The organism is Cupriavidus lacunae (assembly GCF_003353055.1).
Classification (GTDB): domain Bacteria; phylum Pseudomonadota; class Gammaproteobacteria; order Burkholderiales; family Burkholderiaceae; genus Cupriavidus; species Cupriavidus lacunae.
Genome location: NZ_QKWJ01000028.1, coordinates 13,173 through 28,086, shown reverse-complemented (window position 1 = coordinate 28,086; position 14,914 = coordinate 13,173). Strand labels below are relative to the sequence as shown.

General features: G+C 64.4%; 15 protein-coding genes. All 15 read right to left on the bottom strand.

From position 1 onward, the window contains the following. Nucleotides 1–41: 41 nt before the first annotated feature. On the bottom strand, nt 42–509 hold the full coding sequence (locus tag DN412_RS21540; protein ID WP_115213442.1) for a hypothetical protein: 468 nt from the start codon (nt 507–509) through the stop codon (nt 42–44). A gap of 67 nt (nt 510–576) precedes the next feature. Next, nucleotides 577–1,941 carry an MFS transporter gene (locus tag DN412_RS21535; RefSeq protein ID WP_115213441.1) on the bottom strand — a complete coding sequence of 455 codons (1,365 nt, stop codon included), beginning with the start codon at nt 1,939–1,941 and terminating at the stop codon, nt 577–579. 45 nt (nt 1,942–1,986) lie between these two features. Then, nucleotides 1,987–3,558: an FAD-dependent oxidoreductase gene (locus DN412_RS21530; protein ID WP_115213440.1), complete on the bottom strand. Its 1,572-nt coding sequence runs from the start codon at nt 3,556–3,558 to the stop codon at nt 1,987–1,989. 34 nt (nt 3,559–3,592) lie between these two features. Beyond that, a complete protein-coding gene (locus DN412_RS21525) occupies nt 3,593–4,642 on the bottom strand; it encodes an aromatic ring-hydroxylating oxygenase subunit alpha (protein WP_115213439.1) in 1,050 nt (349 codons plus the stop codon). A 51-nt stretch (nt 4,643–4,693) separates the two neighbouring features. Continuing rightward, the gene (locus DN412_RS21520; RefSeq protein WP_115213438.1) at nt 4,694–5,233 is read right to left on the bottom strand and encodes a DoxX family protein; all 540 of its coding nucleotides are present in this window, start codon (nt 5,231–5,233) and stop codon (nt 4,694–4,696) included. Further along, nucleotides 5,230–5,721: a hypothetical protein gene (locus DN412_RS21515; RefSeq protein ID WP_167471112.1), complete on the bottom strand. Its 492-nt coding sequence runs from the start codon at nt 5,719–5,721 to the stop codon at nt 5,230–5,232. Before DN412_RS21515 ends, DN412_RS21520 begins: the two co-directional genes overlap by 4 nt. An 18-nt stretch (nt 5,722–5,739) precedes the next feature. Further along, complete coding sequence (locus DN412_RS21510) at nt 5,740–6,816, bottom strand: porin (RefSeq protein ID WP_115213436.1); 1,077 nt, start codon at nt 6,814–6,816, stop codon at nt 5,740–5,742. A 311-nt stretch (nt 6,817–7,127) separates the two neighbouring features. After that, nucleotides 7,128–7,823 carry a GntR family transcriptional regulator gene (locus tag DN412_RS21505; protein WP_115213435.1) on the bottom strand — a complete coding sequence of 232 codons (696 nt, stop codon included), beginning with the start codon at nt 7,821–7,823 and terminating at the stop codon, nt 7,128–7,130. A 1-nt stretch (nt 7,824) separates the two neighbouring features. Further along, nucleotides 7,825–8,676, bottom strand: a complete 852-nt coding sequence (locus tag DN412_RS21500; protein WP_115213434.1) for an amidohydrolase family protein — start codon at nt 8,674–8,676, stop codon at nt 7,825–7,827. 87 nt (nt 8,677–8,763) lie between these two features. After that, a complete protein-coding gene (locus DN412_RS21495; RefSeq protein WP_115213433.1) occupies nt 8,764–9,867 on the bottom strand; it encodes a zinc-dependent alcohol dehydrogenase in 1,104 nt (367 codons plus the stop codon). A 1-nt stretch (nt 9,868) separates the two neighbouring features. Continuing rightward, nucleotides 9,869–10,666: an amidohydrolase family protein gene (locus tag DN412_RS21490; protein WP_115213432.1), complete on the bottom strand. Its 798-nt coding sequence runs from the start codon at nt 10,664–10,666 to the stop codon at nt 9,869–9,871. 7 nt (nt 10,667–10,673) lie between these two features. Then, entirely contained in the window at nt 10,674–11,927 is a 1,254-nt protein-coding gene (locus DN412_RS21485; protein WP_115213431.1) for a Rieske 2Fe-2S domain-containing protein, read from the bottom strand. Between the two features lie 62 nt (nt 11,928–11,989). After that, nucleotides 11,990–12,298 (bottom strand): hypothetical protein, encoded by a 309-nt coding sequence (locus tag DN412_RS21480; protein ID WP_115213430.1) that lies wholly within the window; start codon nt 12,296–12,298, stop codon nt 11,990–11,992. Nucleotides 12,299–12,321: 23 nt separating this feature from the next. Further along, nucleotides 12,322–13,539 carry an acyl-CoA dehydrogenase family protein gene (locus DN412_RS21475; protein ID WP_115213429.1) on the bottom strand — a complete coding sequence of 406 codons (1,218 nt, stop codon included), beginning with the start codon at nt 13,537–13,539 and terminating at the stop codon, nt 12,322–12,324. Nucleotides 13,540–13,642: 103 nt separating this feature from the next. Continuing rightward, nucleotides 13,643–14,782: a WD40/YVTN/BNR-like repeat-containing protein gene (locus DN412_RS21470; RefSeq protein WP_244222733.1), complete on the bottom strand. Its 1,140-nt coding sequence runs from the start codon at nt 14,780–14,782 to the stop codon at nt 13,643–13,645. Nucleotides 14,783–14,914: the final 132 nt, after the last annotated feature.

Here is a 14,914-nt window from a genome sequence, read left to right as displayed (position 1 = left end):
TGAATCGAAGTGTTGACGACATGCCGTCCTGCCAGTCGCCTTTACTCTCTCGTTTCAGCGCGTGATGCGTGCGACACCCCGTCCCAAAACCAAAGCGGTCTTGTCTTGACTCGACAGAAATTCGCGTAGTACCCCCCGTAGGCGAGCAAGAGGGCGCCATTGAGAAGCAGCTCCTGGAGCCCGGTGAACAACTGCCGGGGCGCGGGGGAAATGAAGAGATTCAAGTAGATGATCGTGACGCTTATGCCAGCCATCACAATCAGCGCGAGCGGCACTGCCAGATTGAAAAGCAACATCGTCCCCAGCACGACCTCGAGGTACTTGATTACCTGGTAAAAGCCGATATCCGCCATGGCATGAAGATACGGCCCCACCCGCCCGGCATGACTGAAATCCGGAACGAAGTTGAAGATGACGAAATTCAAGCCTGACGCCAGATAGTGAATGGCGAAGTACAACCTGAGCCACAGGACAAGATATTTCCATGGCGATTTTTCGGCGGCATGCATTGGCAGTTTCCTTTTTGCGGTCAGACAAAAATGGATGCGTGGGCGTGGCGCGGCACGAGGCCGTGGATCAGGAGGCGCGAAGCCGACTTGCTGCCCGGAGCGCTCGCGAGACGCACACCAGCAGGTACACGGCTATGCCGACCGAGACTACGTAACACGCCACAAACGCATGGCCGAGCGCGTTGGGGCCGTCGAAGAAAAGCCGCGCCACCAGCGCACAGACCGTAGGACCGAGCGCCAGCCCGAGCAGATTGGTGATGAGGTAATAGAGGGCGGTCAGCTTGCCCATCATGTTGCCCGGCGTGAAATTGGCCATGGTGGCACCGCCGGCTACGGCGAAGATCACGAAGAAGAAGGTCTGCGCGCCGTATGCGATGGCGCCGAACTGGGCACTGTGAATCAGCGGGAAACAGGCGGTGATAAGCGCGGCCACTGCGGTCGAGCCGATCGCGACGCGAACCGGTGCGTCGCTCCAGCGCTTCTGCAGCTTATCCGCCACACTACCGAAGAACAGCAGGCCCAGCGGCGAAACCACTACGCTGATCGCGCCAAGCGTCTTGCCAATCTCGGGGCGTGCGATGCCCATTGAGCGGTTGATGATTTCGGGCAGCCACGCCAGTTGGCTGCCGATGGCAATACCGTAGAGGCAGATGGCGATCCACAGCGGCCCGTAGACGGCACGGTGCTGCCATGCGAAGCGCAGTGCAGCCGGATAGGTGACGCGATCTGCCTGAACGACGGCATCGCGTCGCGGCGGCTCGCGCAGCAGCAGCGTCAACGCGGCGAGCGGCACGCCCAGCAAGCCCGGAACGATCAGGACGAATTGCCAAGGCTTCAGCGCCCCCAGCAGCGGCACGCCCGCCAGCTTTCCGCTGGCCGCAAACGTCAGCAGGAAACTGCCGAGCACCAGCGCCAGCCCGGTGCCCAGTAGCGGCCCGATGTTGTAGATGCCGAACGCGAGCCCGCGCCGCTCCGGCGGAAAGGCGTCTCGAATCATCGACGACGCCGCCGGGGGCAGCATGGCTTCCCCTACGCCCAGGCCGATACGCGCGAGGAACAGGTGCCAGTACGTATTGCTCAGTCCGCACAGCATCTGCACGCCGGACCACATCAGGATGGCTCCGCTCAGCAGATATTTTCGCCGATACAGGTCGACCAGATAGCCGGCGGGAACGCCCAGCACGCTGTACAGCAGCATGAACGACAGCCCGAGCAGCCAACTCACTTCCAGGTCGGTGGCCCCGAGATCCTGCTTGATGGGGCCGACCACCAGCGAGATGGCGCCACGGTCGATGAACGACACGATATAGACCAGGGTGAGCACGAACAGCAACGCCCAGCCGCCTGGCTCCACCGCCGATATCGCCGGCGTCGGCGCGGCCGCTGCGGACCTGCGGGGCGGCGACTGGATTGTGGTGGGGCTTTCCAACATGATTGTCTCCGGTTTTCGGTTCTTCGAACTCTCGTTGCTCGGGCCTCAGCGGTCCCAGGCGGCTTCTTCCAGCGTCGCGCGCGCGGCGGTGCGGCCCGACACGATGAACTCCGCAATGTCGCCCATCGAGTTGTAGTAAGGGCCCCACAACGAGCCGCATTCGCCGATGGCGTACAGGCGCGGGATGGGAGCGCCGCGCTGGTCGAGCACGCGCTGGCGGGCGTCGTGACGAGGGCCGCCGTGCGTGTTCAGGAAGGTCGGCAGCATCGGGCCGATGGCGTAGTACGGACCTTTATCGAGCGGGACGAGGAAGTTCTTGCGACCGAAGTCGGTGTCCTCGCCGGCTACGCATTGCGCGTTGTAGCGCGCCACGGTGGCCTTCAGCGCTTCGGGGTCCAGATGGCCGGCGGGCCAGGCGCCCGGCTCGGCGTCCCAGCGGCACTTCAGCGCCAGCTCCTCCAGCGTGTCAGCCTGGATGATCCAGCCGTTCTCCAATTCGGCGAGGTTGTCCTGGCTCCACGGCGGGGTGCGCGAGTTCAGCGTCGTCATGGCGGCGCCGCCCGAGCGGACCTTCTCGTCGAAGATGTGGAAGGCGGGCACGTTGATGAACTCGGGCACATCAGGGTTGGTGGCCAGCCAGGTGGCGCGATTGCCTAGACCGTGGCGGACATCGGCCGTATCGGTGGTCTCGTTGTGGAAGCGTGCAGCCTGACGATTCACCCAGATCAGGCTGCCGCCGTCCTTGAACGCGCCCGAGTTATAGCCGAAGCCTGCTACCTTGTTGAGGTCGTACGTCACGTACACGCGACCGCCGTCCACCTTGATGCCCCAGTTCAGCGGCCCCGCCACGGCATTCATATGCCAGAGCTGCGCGCCGACTTCCTGCGCCATGCGGATGCCGTCGCCGGTCAGGTTCGGGCTGCCAAGGAAATGGATGGGGCACGGCGTCAGGTACTGCCGGCACATCTCGGCGTCGAACTCGAAGCCGCCACTGGCGAGCACGGTCGCCTTGCGTGCCTTGACGGCGATGGTGCGGCCGTCGGCGGTGCGGGCAAGCACGCCAAGGATGGCGCACGACACCGGATCCTGCACGAGCTGCGTCACCGTCGTATTGCATTGAACGCGCGCACCGTGCTTCTCGGCCACCGCCGCGATGGCGTTGTACAGCCCTGCCCCACCGGGCGCGGCCACCACGCTCATACCGTGGATGCTGGCGGCGCCTGGCGCGCCCGGAAACTCTGGGAAGAATCCCGGCGCGCTGAAGGGCCTGGGGTTGTCCTTCAGCGGCAGCTCCAGCTTGTGCTGGAAGGCCGGGATGTCCTTCAGGCCTGCGACAAAGTTGCGCAGGACCGGCTCGTCGGTCTGTCCGGCGCACAGCCAGTTCATGTATTCGAACGTGGCGGCCTCGTCAGTCGAGGTCATGATGAGCCCGCCCGCGACGCAAACCGAATTGCCGCCGCCGCGATCGCCCTTTTCCAGCACCAGCACCTCGGCGCCGGCCTCGGCTGCTGCGAAGGCGAACGTCGCGCCCGCGCCGCCGTAGCCGACCACCACCATGTCGGCCTCGTCGTCCCACGCCGGCGGCGACCAGTTCACTGCATGCGTCTTCTGTTCCATCTTCTTTTCTCGAAATCCTCTCGGTCGCAACGATTCAGGCCGGCTCGACAACCGGCTGCTCATCGGCCAGCAGGCGGGAGTAGATCTCGTTGTAGCGGACGACCGGCTGGTCCATCGGGAGCAGCACATACTTGCGGCCGGGCGAACGGTGGATCATGTCTTGCTGCGCCTCGATGATCCGCTTGTCTTCCTGGAAGGCGGCGTCGGCGATGCCGAAGCAATGCTGCTTCAAGTCGGCGGCGGCGGCCCACGGCCCGAAGTTGAAGAAGAAGCGCGACTTGTTCTTGCTGATAGGCGTGATCATCTGGCAAGTGCAGCGCTTGAAAATCGGCGTCTCGGTTACGTCGCCGCCCTCGCTGCGCTCGAGCACGCCCGGCTCGTAGGAAGTGATGGTCAGGATAAAGACGCCCGGCACCAGGAACAGGCTGACGACGCGGTCGTCGCACGGGCGCGCGCCGAAGTACGGGTTGGACTGGCGGCCCAACTGCCAGCGGTCGGCCAACACGCCGCGCTCCAGTTGCGTGACCCCGCGCTTCGTTTCACTTTCCTTCATCATCTTCAGCGCAACTGGATCGCTGGCACCGAAGGTGGCCTCGTGCACGAACGGCGCGTGCGAGAGGTCGAGGAGATTGTCGGAGATCAGCTCGGCATTCACGTCCATGTCGAAGGTCGAGCATTGCATCGCCCATTCGGCGTTCTCCGGCCCGATGATGGGGGGCACCAGCGCCTCGTCCGCCTTCTCCGCCTCGCCCATCCAGACCCATGCCGCGCCGTGCTTCTCCACGATCGGGTAGGCCCGCACGCAAACGCGCGGCGAGATGCGGTCCTGGCCCGGCACTTCCGTGCAACGCCCGTCCGCAGCGAACTTCAGGCCGTGGTACATGCAGCGCAGTTCGTCGCCTTCCTTGCGGCCGACCGACAGTGGCGCGAGGCGGTGGCAGCAGCGGTCTTCCAGCGCGGCCAGGCTTCCGTCGGTCTTGCGATAAATGGCCAGCGGCTCATCCATCACGGTAAAGGGCACGATGGCATCGTCGGCGAATTCCGTGGACCATCCGACCATGTACCAGCAATTGCGAAGGAACATTTCTTTACTCCAGGTTGTGTTTTGAGGATCGGCTACCTTGATGTGCGCGGGTCACGCACTTCGTTGTTCTTCGGAGCACGAAGTGAAGACTGCAGCCGGCAGGTGCTTGAAGTCTTCGAGACGCCCCGGCGATGTCTGGCACGCCAGCATCGGCAGGTAATAGCGCAGGTACGCCAGAATCAGGATGACGTTCAGGTACAGGCACCACACGCTCATGGACGTGCTGAAAAGCATTCCGAACCGCAGGTTAAGGACAATGGCATTGAAGAAAACCATGAACGAGATCGGCAACGTCATCGCCAGCGCGAAGGGGACGAACAGGTCAAGCAGCAGGAGCAAGCCCGCTATCAGTTCGCAAGCCTTGACGATGTCGAACACACCGGTCTCGATCAGCGTGACGAGCATCGCGTTCGAAGCTGGCAGGGTGCCAAGTGGCTGAGGGAAGATGGGCGGGAACCCAAAGTTCGTCAGCCAATGGCTCAGGCCGCTGTTGATCATCCAGGCGCCGAGGACGAGCCGCATCAGGGTGATGACCAGACGGCCTGCGATGGCAGCGTCCAGCCTCCTTTTCGCAAGGGACGGTGTATTCATTTGGCATCTCCGGAATGGGCAGTCTTCGCGGCCTCGCCGGCCGGCGGGAATTGGACGAAGCGCTGCCTTTCGGCAATCCGGCCCGTATAGGCGCTCGTCCTTAACACGTCAAGCACATCGATAGCCGGCTCGCCTCGCGCCGCTTCCACATGGTGGTAAACAGCGACAACCAGGCCTTCGGCGATAACCTGCCGGATCTCGTGGCGGATCGGCGGGCCATCGCGCAACTCGATCGAGCCGGGATTGTGGTCGACCATCTTCGGCGAGAAATATCCCTGCGCGGCCTCCGCGCCCCGACCCTTGTCGTATGCTTGCTTCATATAGTCCAGCACGATAATGCGCGGGAGCTTTCCCACGCCGGGGCCGTTGTCGCCGTACCATCGCGGATTGAAATGCAGGCTGTAAGCGAACGATAGTGCGATCGCGATCCCGACCCCGATGGAGATCGCGCGGGTCTTGCTCGCTTTCATTGCGGTATTCGTTTTCATCGATGAACTCCGGCTGCGTCAGAAACGGTGATATATGCCCGCGCCAAGCGCGTTCACGTTCTCATGCAACTGGGTGGGCGCAGCGAGCCCGCCAGGCGGATAAATCGTTTGCTTTGACGAACCGCGGTTTTCGAGGCGCTTGAAGAAGGCGTACAGCGTGGTGCGCTTGGATAAGTCGTAGGTGTAGCCGATGGCCCATGCGGCCACGTCCGCCGTCGGCGTGTTATCCGGGAGGCCGTTCGTCACTCCGCTGTCGCGCATGCCGTAGGCAAGCTTCAGATTGCCGGCCGCGCCAACCGGAATGGTGGTGCCGACTTGCCACGCCGAGTCATGCGCCGCTCCCAGCCGGTAGCGCAATTGATAGTTGACGTAGAGGGTGGCCCAGGGCGTCTCGTAAGACGCCGCGAACGCGTGCTCGAGTTGACGGCTGGTGTCCGGCGTCAGGTTGGTCGTTCCCGTGGCGCGCGCAAAGCCGTAGCCGGCGTTCAGCTTATTGGCCGTGTAGAGGAACGTGACGATGTCGTAGTTGCGGTTGACCGGCGTGCCCGCATTCTCGCTAAACACATGCGCTGCCGAAACCGTTACGCCGCCGAAGGATGGCGAGTTGTAGCGGACCGCGTTATCCGCGCGGGCCGGATCATTGAGCGGGTTGAACATCCACGGATTGCTCGACTCGCCGGTGAGCGATGCTGCCACCGAACCCGGAGCCATCAGTACGGGATCGAAAATCGCGGCGAAGTCGTAGCCCGGCGTGGGCTGCCGACCCAGCGCGATCTCGCCATAAGTATTGCTGCGCATACCGACAGTTGCGCGACGGCCAAACAGACGGCCGCCCTGCGCGTTAGTACCGGTATCCATGTTGTAGCCGCCCTCAAGAACGAAAGCGGCCTTGAGATCCGCCGACAGATCTTCGGTGCCGCGCATTCCCCAGCGCGAGCCAGCCAGGCCACCGCTGTTCAGGCTCGTGACGCTCTTATCCGAATTGCTGAAATAGCCGATAAAGCTGTCGGCAACCCCATACAGGGTTACGCTGGCGGCAGATGCGGCAAGGGGGAAAAAGCCGGCAACCGCTATTCCGGCGAGTCTTTTGTCCACGTCGTCTCCTTCTAGTCGTTATGTTTGTTTTTGCCAGTGGGCTGGCATGGGGCTACATACTCTTGCCAACGGCGTCTTTGGCCGCTGTGTCCGAAGGTGCTTCGACCCGAAAGGCAGATCGCTCCGCGCCTTCAGTCAAAATATTATTCAATTTAGTATTGCGAATCTTATACAGCGAAAAGCGGCACTTCAATCTTTTCTTTGGCATTACGGGGTAAACCCCGCTCCCCTCCCACCACACCAAAACGCGGATGAGCGCAGTCCCCGTCCGCGTGGTGGCGAAAGGAGATTTCCAGCGTGGAGAGGTGAGTTCAGAGACCGCGCGCGGTCAGCGACGCCAGCAGGCGCTCCTCCACAGCGTTGCGGTCGTGGCGGTAGGCATCCAGCAATGCCGCGCGGTCTTGTTCGGCGAGCGTCTCGACGAGATGATGTTCCGGATCGGCCGGGAAGCGATAGCCGGCAATATCAGGCACGGCCATGGCCCGATATCGATCCGTCTGCCGCATCAGTCGCATCACTTCACGCCTTAGCACCGCGTCGGGCGACAAGGCAAAGATGGCACCATGGAACTCCCGGTGTGCGCGAACCCACGCGGCGCGAGCGCCCTCCGTAAGATGGTGGTCGAGCAGCGCGAGCCGCCCGCGCAGGTCCGCCAGTTCGCTGGCGTCGGGCCATCTCACCGTCGACAGCAGTTGCGTCTCGAGCAGGTGGCGTATGCGATAGAGTTGCCGCGCCTCGCTACTCGACAGTGGCGCAACGTGGAAGCCGCGATTGGGGTCGTGACAGACGGCAGCCTCGGCCACCAACAGGCTCAGCGTTTCCCGCACCGGCACGCGACTGATGCCGAAGCGCCGGGCCAGGTCCTGTTGCCGCAACTGCTGACCTGGCGACAGTTTCCCTTCGTTGATCAGTTCGCGAATCTCAGCCGCGAGCCGCGACGGCATGTCGGTATCGGTGGCGCGAGGCGTCAGGCCTACAGGAGGATCGAACACTTCGCGCCGGCCCATCTCAGCGCGCTCCCCAGTACACAGCGTGCGCGGTGTCGTGCAGAACCTTGCGCTGGTCCGCTTCAGACAGCAGCGACACCGACTCCTTCGCCAGCGCCACCATCTGCGCGTAGCTACCCTTGGACTGCGCGACGTCGGACCCCCACATTACGCGATCCGCGCCGAACTCGCGCACCACACGTTCGACCATCGGCGCCCCCTGCATCCGGGCGGCGGCGAGTTTGCCGAGGTTGATCATCGAGTACAGCAGGTAGACGTTGGGATGCTCTACCATCTCGAGCAGCGGCGCATCGACGCCGTGGTCCGGGGCGCCGCTTTCGCCGGCGATATTGGAGAAGTGATCCAGCACCACGGTGGTCTGCGGAAACCGCTGCAGTACCGGTTTGAGCGCCTTGAGCGCGGCCTCGCGGTTCCAGCGATAGAAGTGCAGCCGCACCGATCCGCCCAGCTCCGACACGTTCTCCCAAGCTGCCATTGCCTCCGGCGACGCGAACCAAGACGGGTCCGCACCCTTGAACGGCTCGGTCAGGCGGATGCCGACCGCGCCGCGCTCGCCTACCCAGTGCCGCACTTGCCGACGGATGTCCTGATCAAGCGCGTCCACCATGCCCAGCGCGCGCAGGCGTTCCGGGTAGCGCTGGGCGGCATCGCACACATAGGCGTTATTGAAACCGTAGATATGCGCGCGTTGCACGGCCAGCGCGCGCTCAATGCCTTGCTCGTCCATCAGCGCCAGAAGGCGCTCCGCTGTCACGGGATTGTCGAGCGCGCCGGGCTCCAGTTCGCCGCTTAGTGGAGAAGTCGGATAGCGTTCCACATCGGCGGAAATCAGGTGTGCATGACTGTCGATCATTGGCTTTGTCTCCTGTGAGTAATCAAGTGAAGTGATGTCCGGTTACTTGCGCCCCGATCCCTCAAACTGCAGAGGAACGCGAGCCATTCACTTCCAAGGGTCCACCGTAACGTGGACGGCGCCCTCCACGCCGCGACCGGCAGTGGCCAGGATCGCCTCGTGCGTCTGCGCCAACCCGAAGGTATGCGAACACACTTCATCGAGCGGATAGCGGCCGGAACCGATGTAGCGCAGGGCGAGTTCCACTGCCGCGTAGCTACGCCCGCGCGGGGCACGCACGGTCAGGTAGCGCTTCTTGATCTCGCCGATCGGTACGCTCTGCGCCAGGCCGTTCAGGCTCAGGTACGCACCCTTGGCAGCCAGGCCAATGGCAAGCTGCGCCACCTCGCCGGTCGGATCGCCGGTGGTATCCACCACCACGTCGACGCCGCGTCCCTTCGTCAGGCGCATGACCTCGGCATGGAGATCCTGGTTCTGCACGTCGATGGCATGGTCCGCACCGAGGCGCAGCGACAGGTCGAGCCGGCTCCGATCGCGCGTCATGCCGGCCAGGATTACCATCAGAGACCCTGCGGCCTTGGCCGCCAGCACGCAGCCCAGTCCCTGCTGTCCTGGACCAAATACGAGCACCGTCTTGCCGGGCCCGGCGCCGCCGTCATTGCAAGCCCACTGCACGCCGTTGCCGAACGGCACCGCGAGCGTGGCGTGGACGGCGGGCATATCGGGCGGGATCACGTGCATTACCGTGTTCAGCGGCAGGTGCATGTACTGCGCGTAGCCGCCCCACAGGTGTGGCGCAATGGTGCAAGTTGACATGCCGAAGCGCAGCGTGTTGAGGCGGTCCTTCACATTGAAGAAGTCCACCTCCATGCACAGTCGGAAGTCGCCCTTCATGCACCATTCACAATGCCAGCATGGCAGGTATTCGTGCAGCGCCACGCGGTCGCCGGCCTCGACGCCCCACCGCTGTTGCGCGACGGGACCAACCTCCACGAGCGTGCCGACGTTCTCATGCCCCATGATGACAGGAGCGTGCTCGGGCTTACGATAAAGCTCCGGGTCACTGCCGCCGACGCCGCTCGCCTCGACCTTGAGAATGCCAGAGTCCGGCTGCAGTTGCGGATAATCGAACTCCATCAGCTCGGTCGTCTCGACACCAGTCTTGACTGCCGCCAGTACTTTCCTTGTCATGTCAAATCTCCTTCCAAAATATACGGCGCGCGGTACCGCCAAGGATGGCATCGCGGACCACTGCCGGATGGTCGAGGAGGCATTCGCGCACTAGCGCCAGGGCATTGCCATAGCCTTCGCGGCTGCTCACCACCGGGAAATCGCTACCCCACATCAGGCGCTGCGCGCCGAACGCGGCGATGGCGGCCTCCAGCAGCGCCGCTGCCTCACCGCCGAACGTGGGCCCGTGCCGCAGAGCGCCGGGCGCGCGGGGTGCCAATTCGCCGAGACCGGGAACCTTGAGACTCACGTTGTTGAAGCGGGCCAGACGAAGCACCGTGTAGCGCAACTCGCCGTCCGCCACGGTCTCCATCGGCTTGCTGGTGTCGCCAAGATGCTCGAGTACGACCGTCAGGCCCGGCACCGCCTGCAGCACGTCGGCAAAGGCCGGCGCGGTAAACGCTTCGGCATTGCCAACGCAACTCACCGGCAGGCCGCAAGTCTCCGCGGCCTTCCAGATCGCCAGCGGATCGTCGCCGGGCGAGCGGGCGCCGGGGCGCAGGCGCACTCCGGCGGCCCCTTCGTCCGCGAGCCTGGCCAGCAACTGCGGAGCGTCCGGCGCGGCCGGGTCAATCCAGACCACGCTGGCGAAGCGGCCCGGATGCGCCCGCACGCAGTCGGTCTGGTAGCGGTTGTCCACCTGCCCGATCATCTGTGTCAACACCGCACGCGCCACGCCGTGGCGCGTCATCTGGCCGAGCAGCGTCTCCACCGGCTCGTACCAGACCGGCGAGACATGCACGTGGCTGTCGATCAGCATCGCGGTGTCAGGCCGTCAGAGCTACGTCGGGATTGAGCGGGACTTCCTGCTTCCACGTGCGCTCGTTGCTGAAGATCACCGTGGCAGCGCGAATCTGGGGGAACGGGATCGGCGCCGTCAGCACGCTCGGCGCTTCGCCCCGCTCGGCCAGGGCGCGCGCAGTGCGGATCATCTGGCGACGCCAGGCCACCACGGCCACGTCGGACGTGCCGAGGTGCTCCTTGGTACGGTCCAGGATGCGGCCCTGCGTCTCGCTGACCGCGTGGTCCTGCGTCAGGATGCCCTTGATGCCCGACATCGACCCCGTCTTCATCCACTCGCGGTCCTGCTCATACCAGTTGTCAATGTTGAGCTTCTTGCGGAAGTTCTCGTCGACCCAGTGGCCACCCTCCTCGATACGGTAGGCAATATCCACCGGCTGGGTATCGTCGAAGAACCACTGGATGTGCCAGGTTGATTCGTCGTCGCGCGGAACGAACGCATTGGCCATGCGGCGGTTCTTGCGCACGCCGAACCCGTCGGGCGGAATCAGCGTGAAGAACGGCAGCACCACTTCAGTCACGCGCGCATGCAGCTTGCCTTCCTCGCGGAAGTTGCGCACGCCCGCGTAGCGCAGCCCGTACTTGGTGTATTCGACTTCGATTTTCGGTTGCAGGTCGCGCTCATGGTCGTACTTCGCGGGCGCGCTCCACGGCTGCTCGCGGTGGAGCACGCCGGCATGGGCCGAGTCGATGGTACCTTCCACCGCCTGCGCGTAATTGCAGTCTTCCAGTACCTTGAAAGGCACGGCGTTGACGGCAGGGTACAACAGCCACTCGAATTCCGGGAACTGCGGCTCCTCGGCGGCAGGGCCCATGTAGGTCCAGATCACGCCGCCCGCTTCCCGCGTCGGGTAAGCCTGCGCGCGAATCCGCGAGCAGAAGGCGGAACCGGACGGCTCGGTGGGCGTGTCCAGGCAGGTGCCGTCGGTGGCGAACTTCCAGCCGTGGTAGAGGCAGCGCAGGCCGCCGTCGGAGTTGTCGCCCAGCGCCAGCGATGCGCGGCGGTGCGGGCATTGCTCATCGAGCAGGCCCACCTTGCCGTCGGTATCACGAAAGGCCACGAGGTCTTCGCCGAGTAACCGCACGCGCACGGGCTTGCCACCGGGCTCGGCAATCTCGGATGCCAGAAGCGCCGGGATCCAGAAGCGCCGGATCAGTTCGCCCATCGGGGTGCCGCGGCCAACCTGGGTCAGCACATTGTTGTCTTCGCGAGTGAGCATAGGTCCTCCTATCCTTGAATCGGTGTATCGTCTTTGTGGGGAAAAAACGGCGTGCGCCGGCTTCAGTCCAGAAGCGCGATGGCGCGGCCGAGTCGTTCACGGGCGGCAACGGTGTCTCCGTCGTTGCCAACCAGGTCGTGTGCTTCGATCACGAGCGAGCGCATCGCCTCCAGGCGCTCCAATTGCTGTGCATTCCGCCCGTCGCGCGCAGCATTGGCGACGTCGGCGTCGAGCAGGCGCCAGACTTCGTCCAGTTCGGATTCCCGGTAGATCATGTGCTCCACCTCGTGGGAAACCGCCATTCGCTCGCAGATCGACGACAGCGTGGCGGCCGAATAGTCGTCGATGGAAGTCAGGTTTTCGGCATCCATGGGGCTCTCCACTCTGCGCGCCGTTACCGGCCCTTGGGGCCGAATTTCGAGGGCTGCAGGCCAATGACCGCACGTCCGTAGCTGGTCATGGCGCTGTCCCACGTAAAGGCGAAGTGCTGGGCGGCAGAATTCACGTCGCGCCAGATCCGCTGCAACTCGGAGCTGTTGTAGATGCCGGACCCGCCGGCGGCCTCGAACAGCGCGTTCACCGCGTAGCGCGCCTTCTGCGCGGCATAGGCCCAGTCGCGCGGAATGCGTGCCCAGTCCAGGTCGCTGATCGAGCGGGGATCGTCCGCACTGTCCACGCGGCGCGCATCCTCGCGCACCACCGCCAGCGCCGCGTCAATCTCGGCCACCGATTCAGCCACCCGTGCGAACGTGGCCGACTGCTCGGCTGCCTGCTCGCTGCTGAACGTGGCCAGGCGCGCCGCCAGCCCTTCCGAGAATGACCGCACCGCCGCACGCGCCATGCCTAGTGGCGCGCCCACCAGCGAGAACGGCGTGACGTTCTGGAACGGCATCCGGTAGATCGGCGCGCGCACCGATCCGGTTTCATCGGCCGTGCCCGACATCATGTCCTTCACCGATACCGAGCGATGCGCCGGAATGAAGGTTTCGGCAATGCGGATGGAACGGCTGCCGGTGCCGCGCATGCCAGCCGTGAACCAGTCGTCGACAATCTCGATGTCTTCGCGCGGCACCACGAAGAAGCGCGGTTCGGGCGGCTGGCCTTCTCGCTGCACCGCATTGCCGACAATGACCCATTGCACGTGGTCGATGCCGGAGCAGAAGCGGCCGTCGCCGTTGATCAACCGATAGCCGCCGTCCACTTCAGTGACGGTGCCGCCGAGACGGAACACGGTGGCGGTCAGCACGCGGTCGGCGCTCATCACCTCGCGCTGCACCTGCAGCGGGAACAGGTTCAGCATCCAGCTATGGCCGGCCAGCACGCCGTAGACCCAGCCGGTCGAGCCGCACGCGGAGGCGATCTCGGCAGTCACGTCGACTAGCGTGGCGAAGCCCAGTTCCGATCCGCCAAACATGCGCGGCGTCACGACGCCGAACAGGCCCGCATCCATCAGGTCGCGGATGGTCTCCGCAGATACGATGCGCTCGCTTTCGGTGCGGTCGGCGCGGCCGCGGATCTTCTCGTGCAGCGCACGCGCCGCGGCAATGGCAGCGTCGTGGCTGGCCAGTACGGGCAGGCTACCGGAAGAGGTTGCCAGGGGGGATGTGCTCACGTCTTGTCTCCTGTATGAGGACGTACGCCTCCGCGCCGCGCGCCGTTGACGCCGCGGCGAGGCAAGGTTCGTCGTTTCTGAATGGTTCGACCGGGGTCGGCCGTCAGGTGCCGGTGCGCATGCGGTCCTCTACCTGCTCGCGCTCGTCGACTTGCAGGAACCAGCGGTAGTGACCGCCCTTCGAGATTGGGGGCAGGTCGTCGGCAACCGTGTACCAGTTCTCGCCACCGTCTTCGCTGGCGTAGGTTTCGCCGGTCGCGGTGCCGGCCAGCAGCATCACCTGGTCGGCCCATTGATACAAGCCCATGCCTTCGATGTTGCCGATGACTTCTGCCGGCAGGCCGTTGCGGATTTCCTCCCACGTTGCGCCGCCATCGCGGCTGCGCAGCACGGTGGCATCGGCGCTGCGCTTGGCGCCCCACTCGCGAGGGGCGTTGCCGGGCCCGCCGAGGTACAGGACGTTCTCGTCGCGCGGGTCGATGAACATGGCATCGGGATAGCCGATGCGGTCCGCACGCGTCATCAGGTGGGTCCAGGTCTCTCCGGCGTCTGCGCTGTAGTGCAGGCCTTCGCCGCCACACATGAAAAGCTGTGCGGGGTTCGACGGGCGGATCAGAACGCGGTGATTGTCGTGATAGAACTTGTCCTGCTCGGACTCATAGCTGCGCGGCTCGGTCCAGGTGGCACCGTCGTCCGTCGTCTTCAGCAACGCGCCCTGCTCGATGCATACGTACAGCGTGTCGGGTTGCGCCGGATGAAAGGCCACATTCTTGACGTGTGCGACGTGCGGCGGTGGCGGGAATGTCCACTTGTCCTGGTCCGGCACGGACAGCATGGCTGAGACTTCCACCCAGTTCTCGCCTAGGTCGTCGCTGCGATACAGGGCCGAGGGCTCGGTCCCGAGATAGAGCACCACGCGGCCGTCGCGCTGTTGAGCCGCCAGCGTGTAGACGTGATCGCTCTTCAAGCCGTTGCCGCGCGGCTCCCAGGTGACGCCGAGGTCGCGACTGACCCACATGCCGCCCTTGCCGTGCGCGCCGGCAAAGAGCAGCTCCGACTGCGGCTCATACAGCAGCGCGCTCACATGCCGGTCTTCCAACGCCGAGCGGGTCCGCTGCCAGGGCGAACCCTGCCCTGTCCGCTCGAATACATGCATGCCACGCAAGGTGGCGACGAAGAGTTGTGTGGCCGGGCCGCTGCCGTGTGTGACCGTGCCGCCGTTGCAAGAGAGGACTGCGATCAATTTGTTCTCCATTTCCATGTGACGCGGAGGGTGCTCCTGCGCTGCACGATGCCGCCGCGGGTTTCCGCCAGTGATGTGCCCTTCGGGCCGATGCCCGGGAAAGTCCGTGCATCAAGATGCTTTGACTTTTTT

Bases quoted from the DNA above. Each gene is read 5' to 3' on its own strand.
- DN412_RS21540 (WP_115213442.1), bottom strand. From the start codon at position 509: ATGCATGCCGCCGAAAAATCGCCATGGAAATATCTTGTCCTGTGGCTC.
- DN412_RS21535 (WP_115213441.1), bottom strand. From the start codon at position 1,941: ATGTTGGAAAGCCCCACCACAATCCAGTCGCCGCCCCGCAGGTCCGCA.
- DN412_RS21530 (WP_115213440.1), bottom strand. From the start codon at position 3,558: ATGGAACAGAAGACGCATGCAGTGAACTGGTCGCCGCCGGCGTGGGAC.
- DN412_RS21525 (WP_115213439.1), bottom strand. From the start codon at position 4,642: ATGTTCCTTCGCAATTGCTGGTACATGGTCGGATGGTCCACGGAATTC.
- DN412_RS21520 (WP_115213438.1), bottom strand. From the start codon at position 5,233: ATGAATACACCGTCCCTTGCGAAAAGGAGGCTGGACGCTGCCATCGCA.
- DN412_RS21515 (WP_167471112.1), bottom strand. From the start codon at position 5,721: ATGAAAACGAATACCGCAATGAAAGCGAGCAAGACCCGCGCGATCTCC.
- DN412_RS21505 (WP_115213435.1), bottom strand. From the start codon at position 7,823: ATGGGCCGGCGCGAAGTGTTCGATCCTCCTGTAGGCCTGACGCCTCGC.
- DN412_RS21500 (WP_115213434.1), bottom strand. From the start codon at position 8,676: ATGATCGACAGTCATGCACACCTGATTTCCGCCGATGTGGAACGCTAT.
- DN412_RS21495 (WP_115213433.1), bottom strand. From the start codon at position 9,867: ATGACAAGGAAAGTACTGGCGGCAGTCAAGACTGGTGTCGAGACGACC.
- DN412_RS21490 (WP_115213432.1), bottom strand. From the start codon at position 10,666: ATGCTGATCGACAGCCACGTGCATGTCTCGCCGGTCTGGTACGAGCCG.
- DN412_RS21485 (WP_115213431.1), bottom strand. From the start codon at position 11,927: ATGCTCACTCGCGAAGACAACAATGTGCTGACCCAGGTTGGCCGCGGC.
- DN412_RS21480 (WP_115213430.1), bottom strand. From the start codon at position 12,298: ATGGATGCCGAAAACCTGACTTCCATCGACGACTATTCGGCCGCCACG.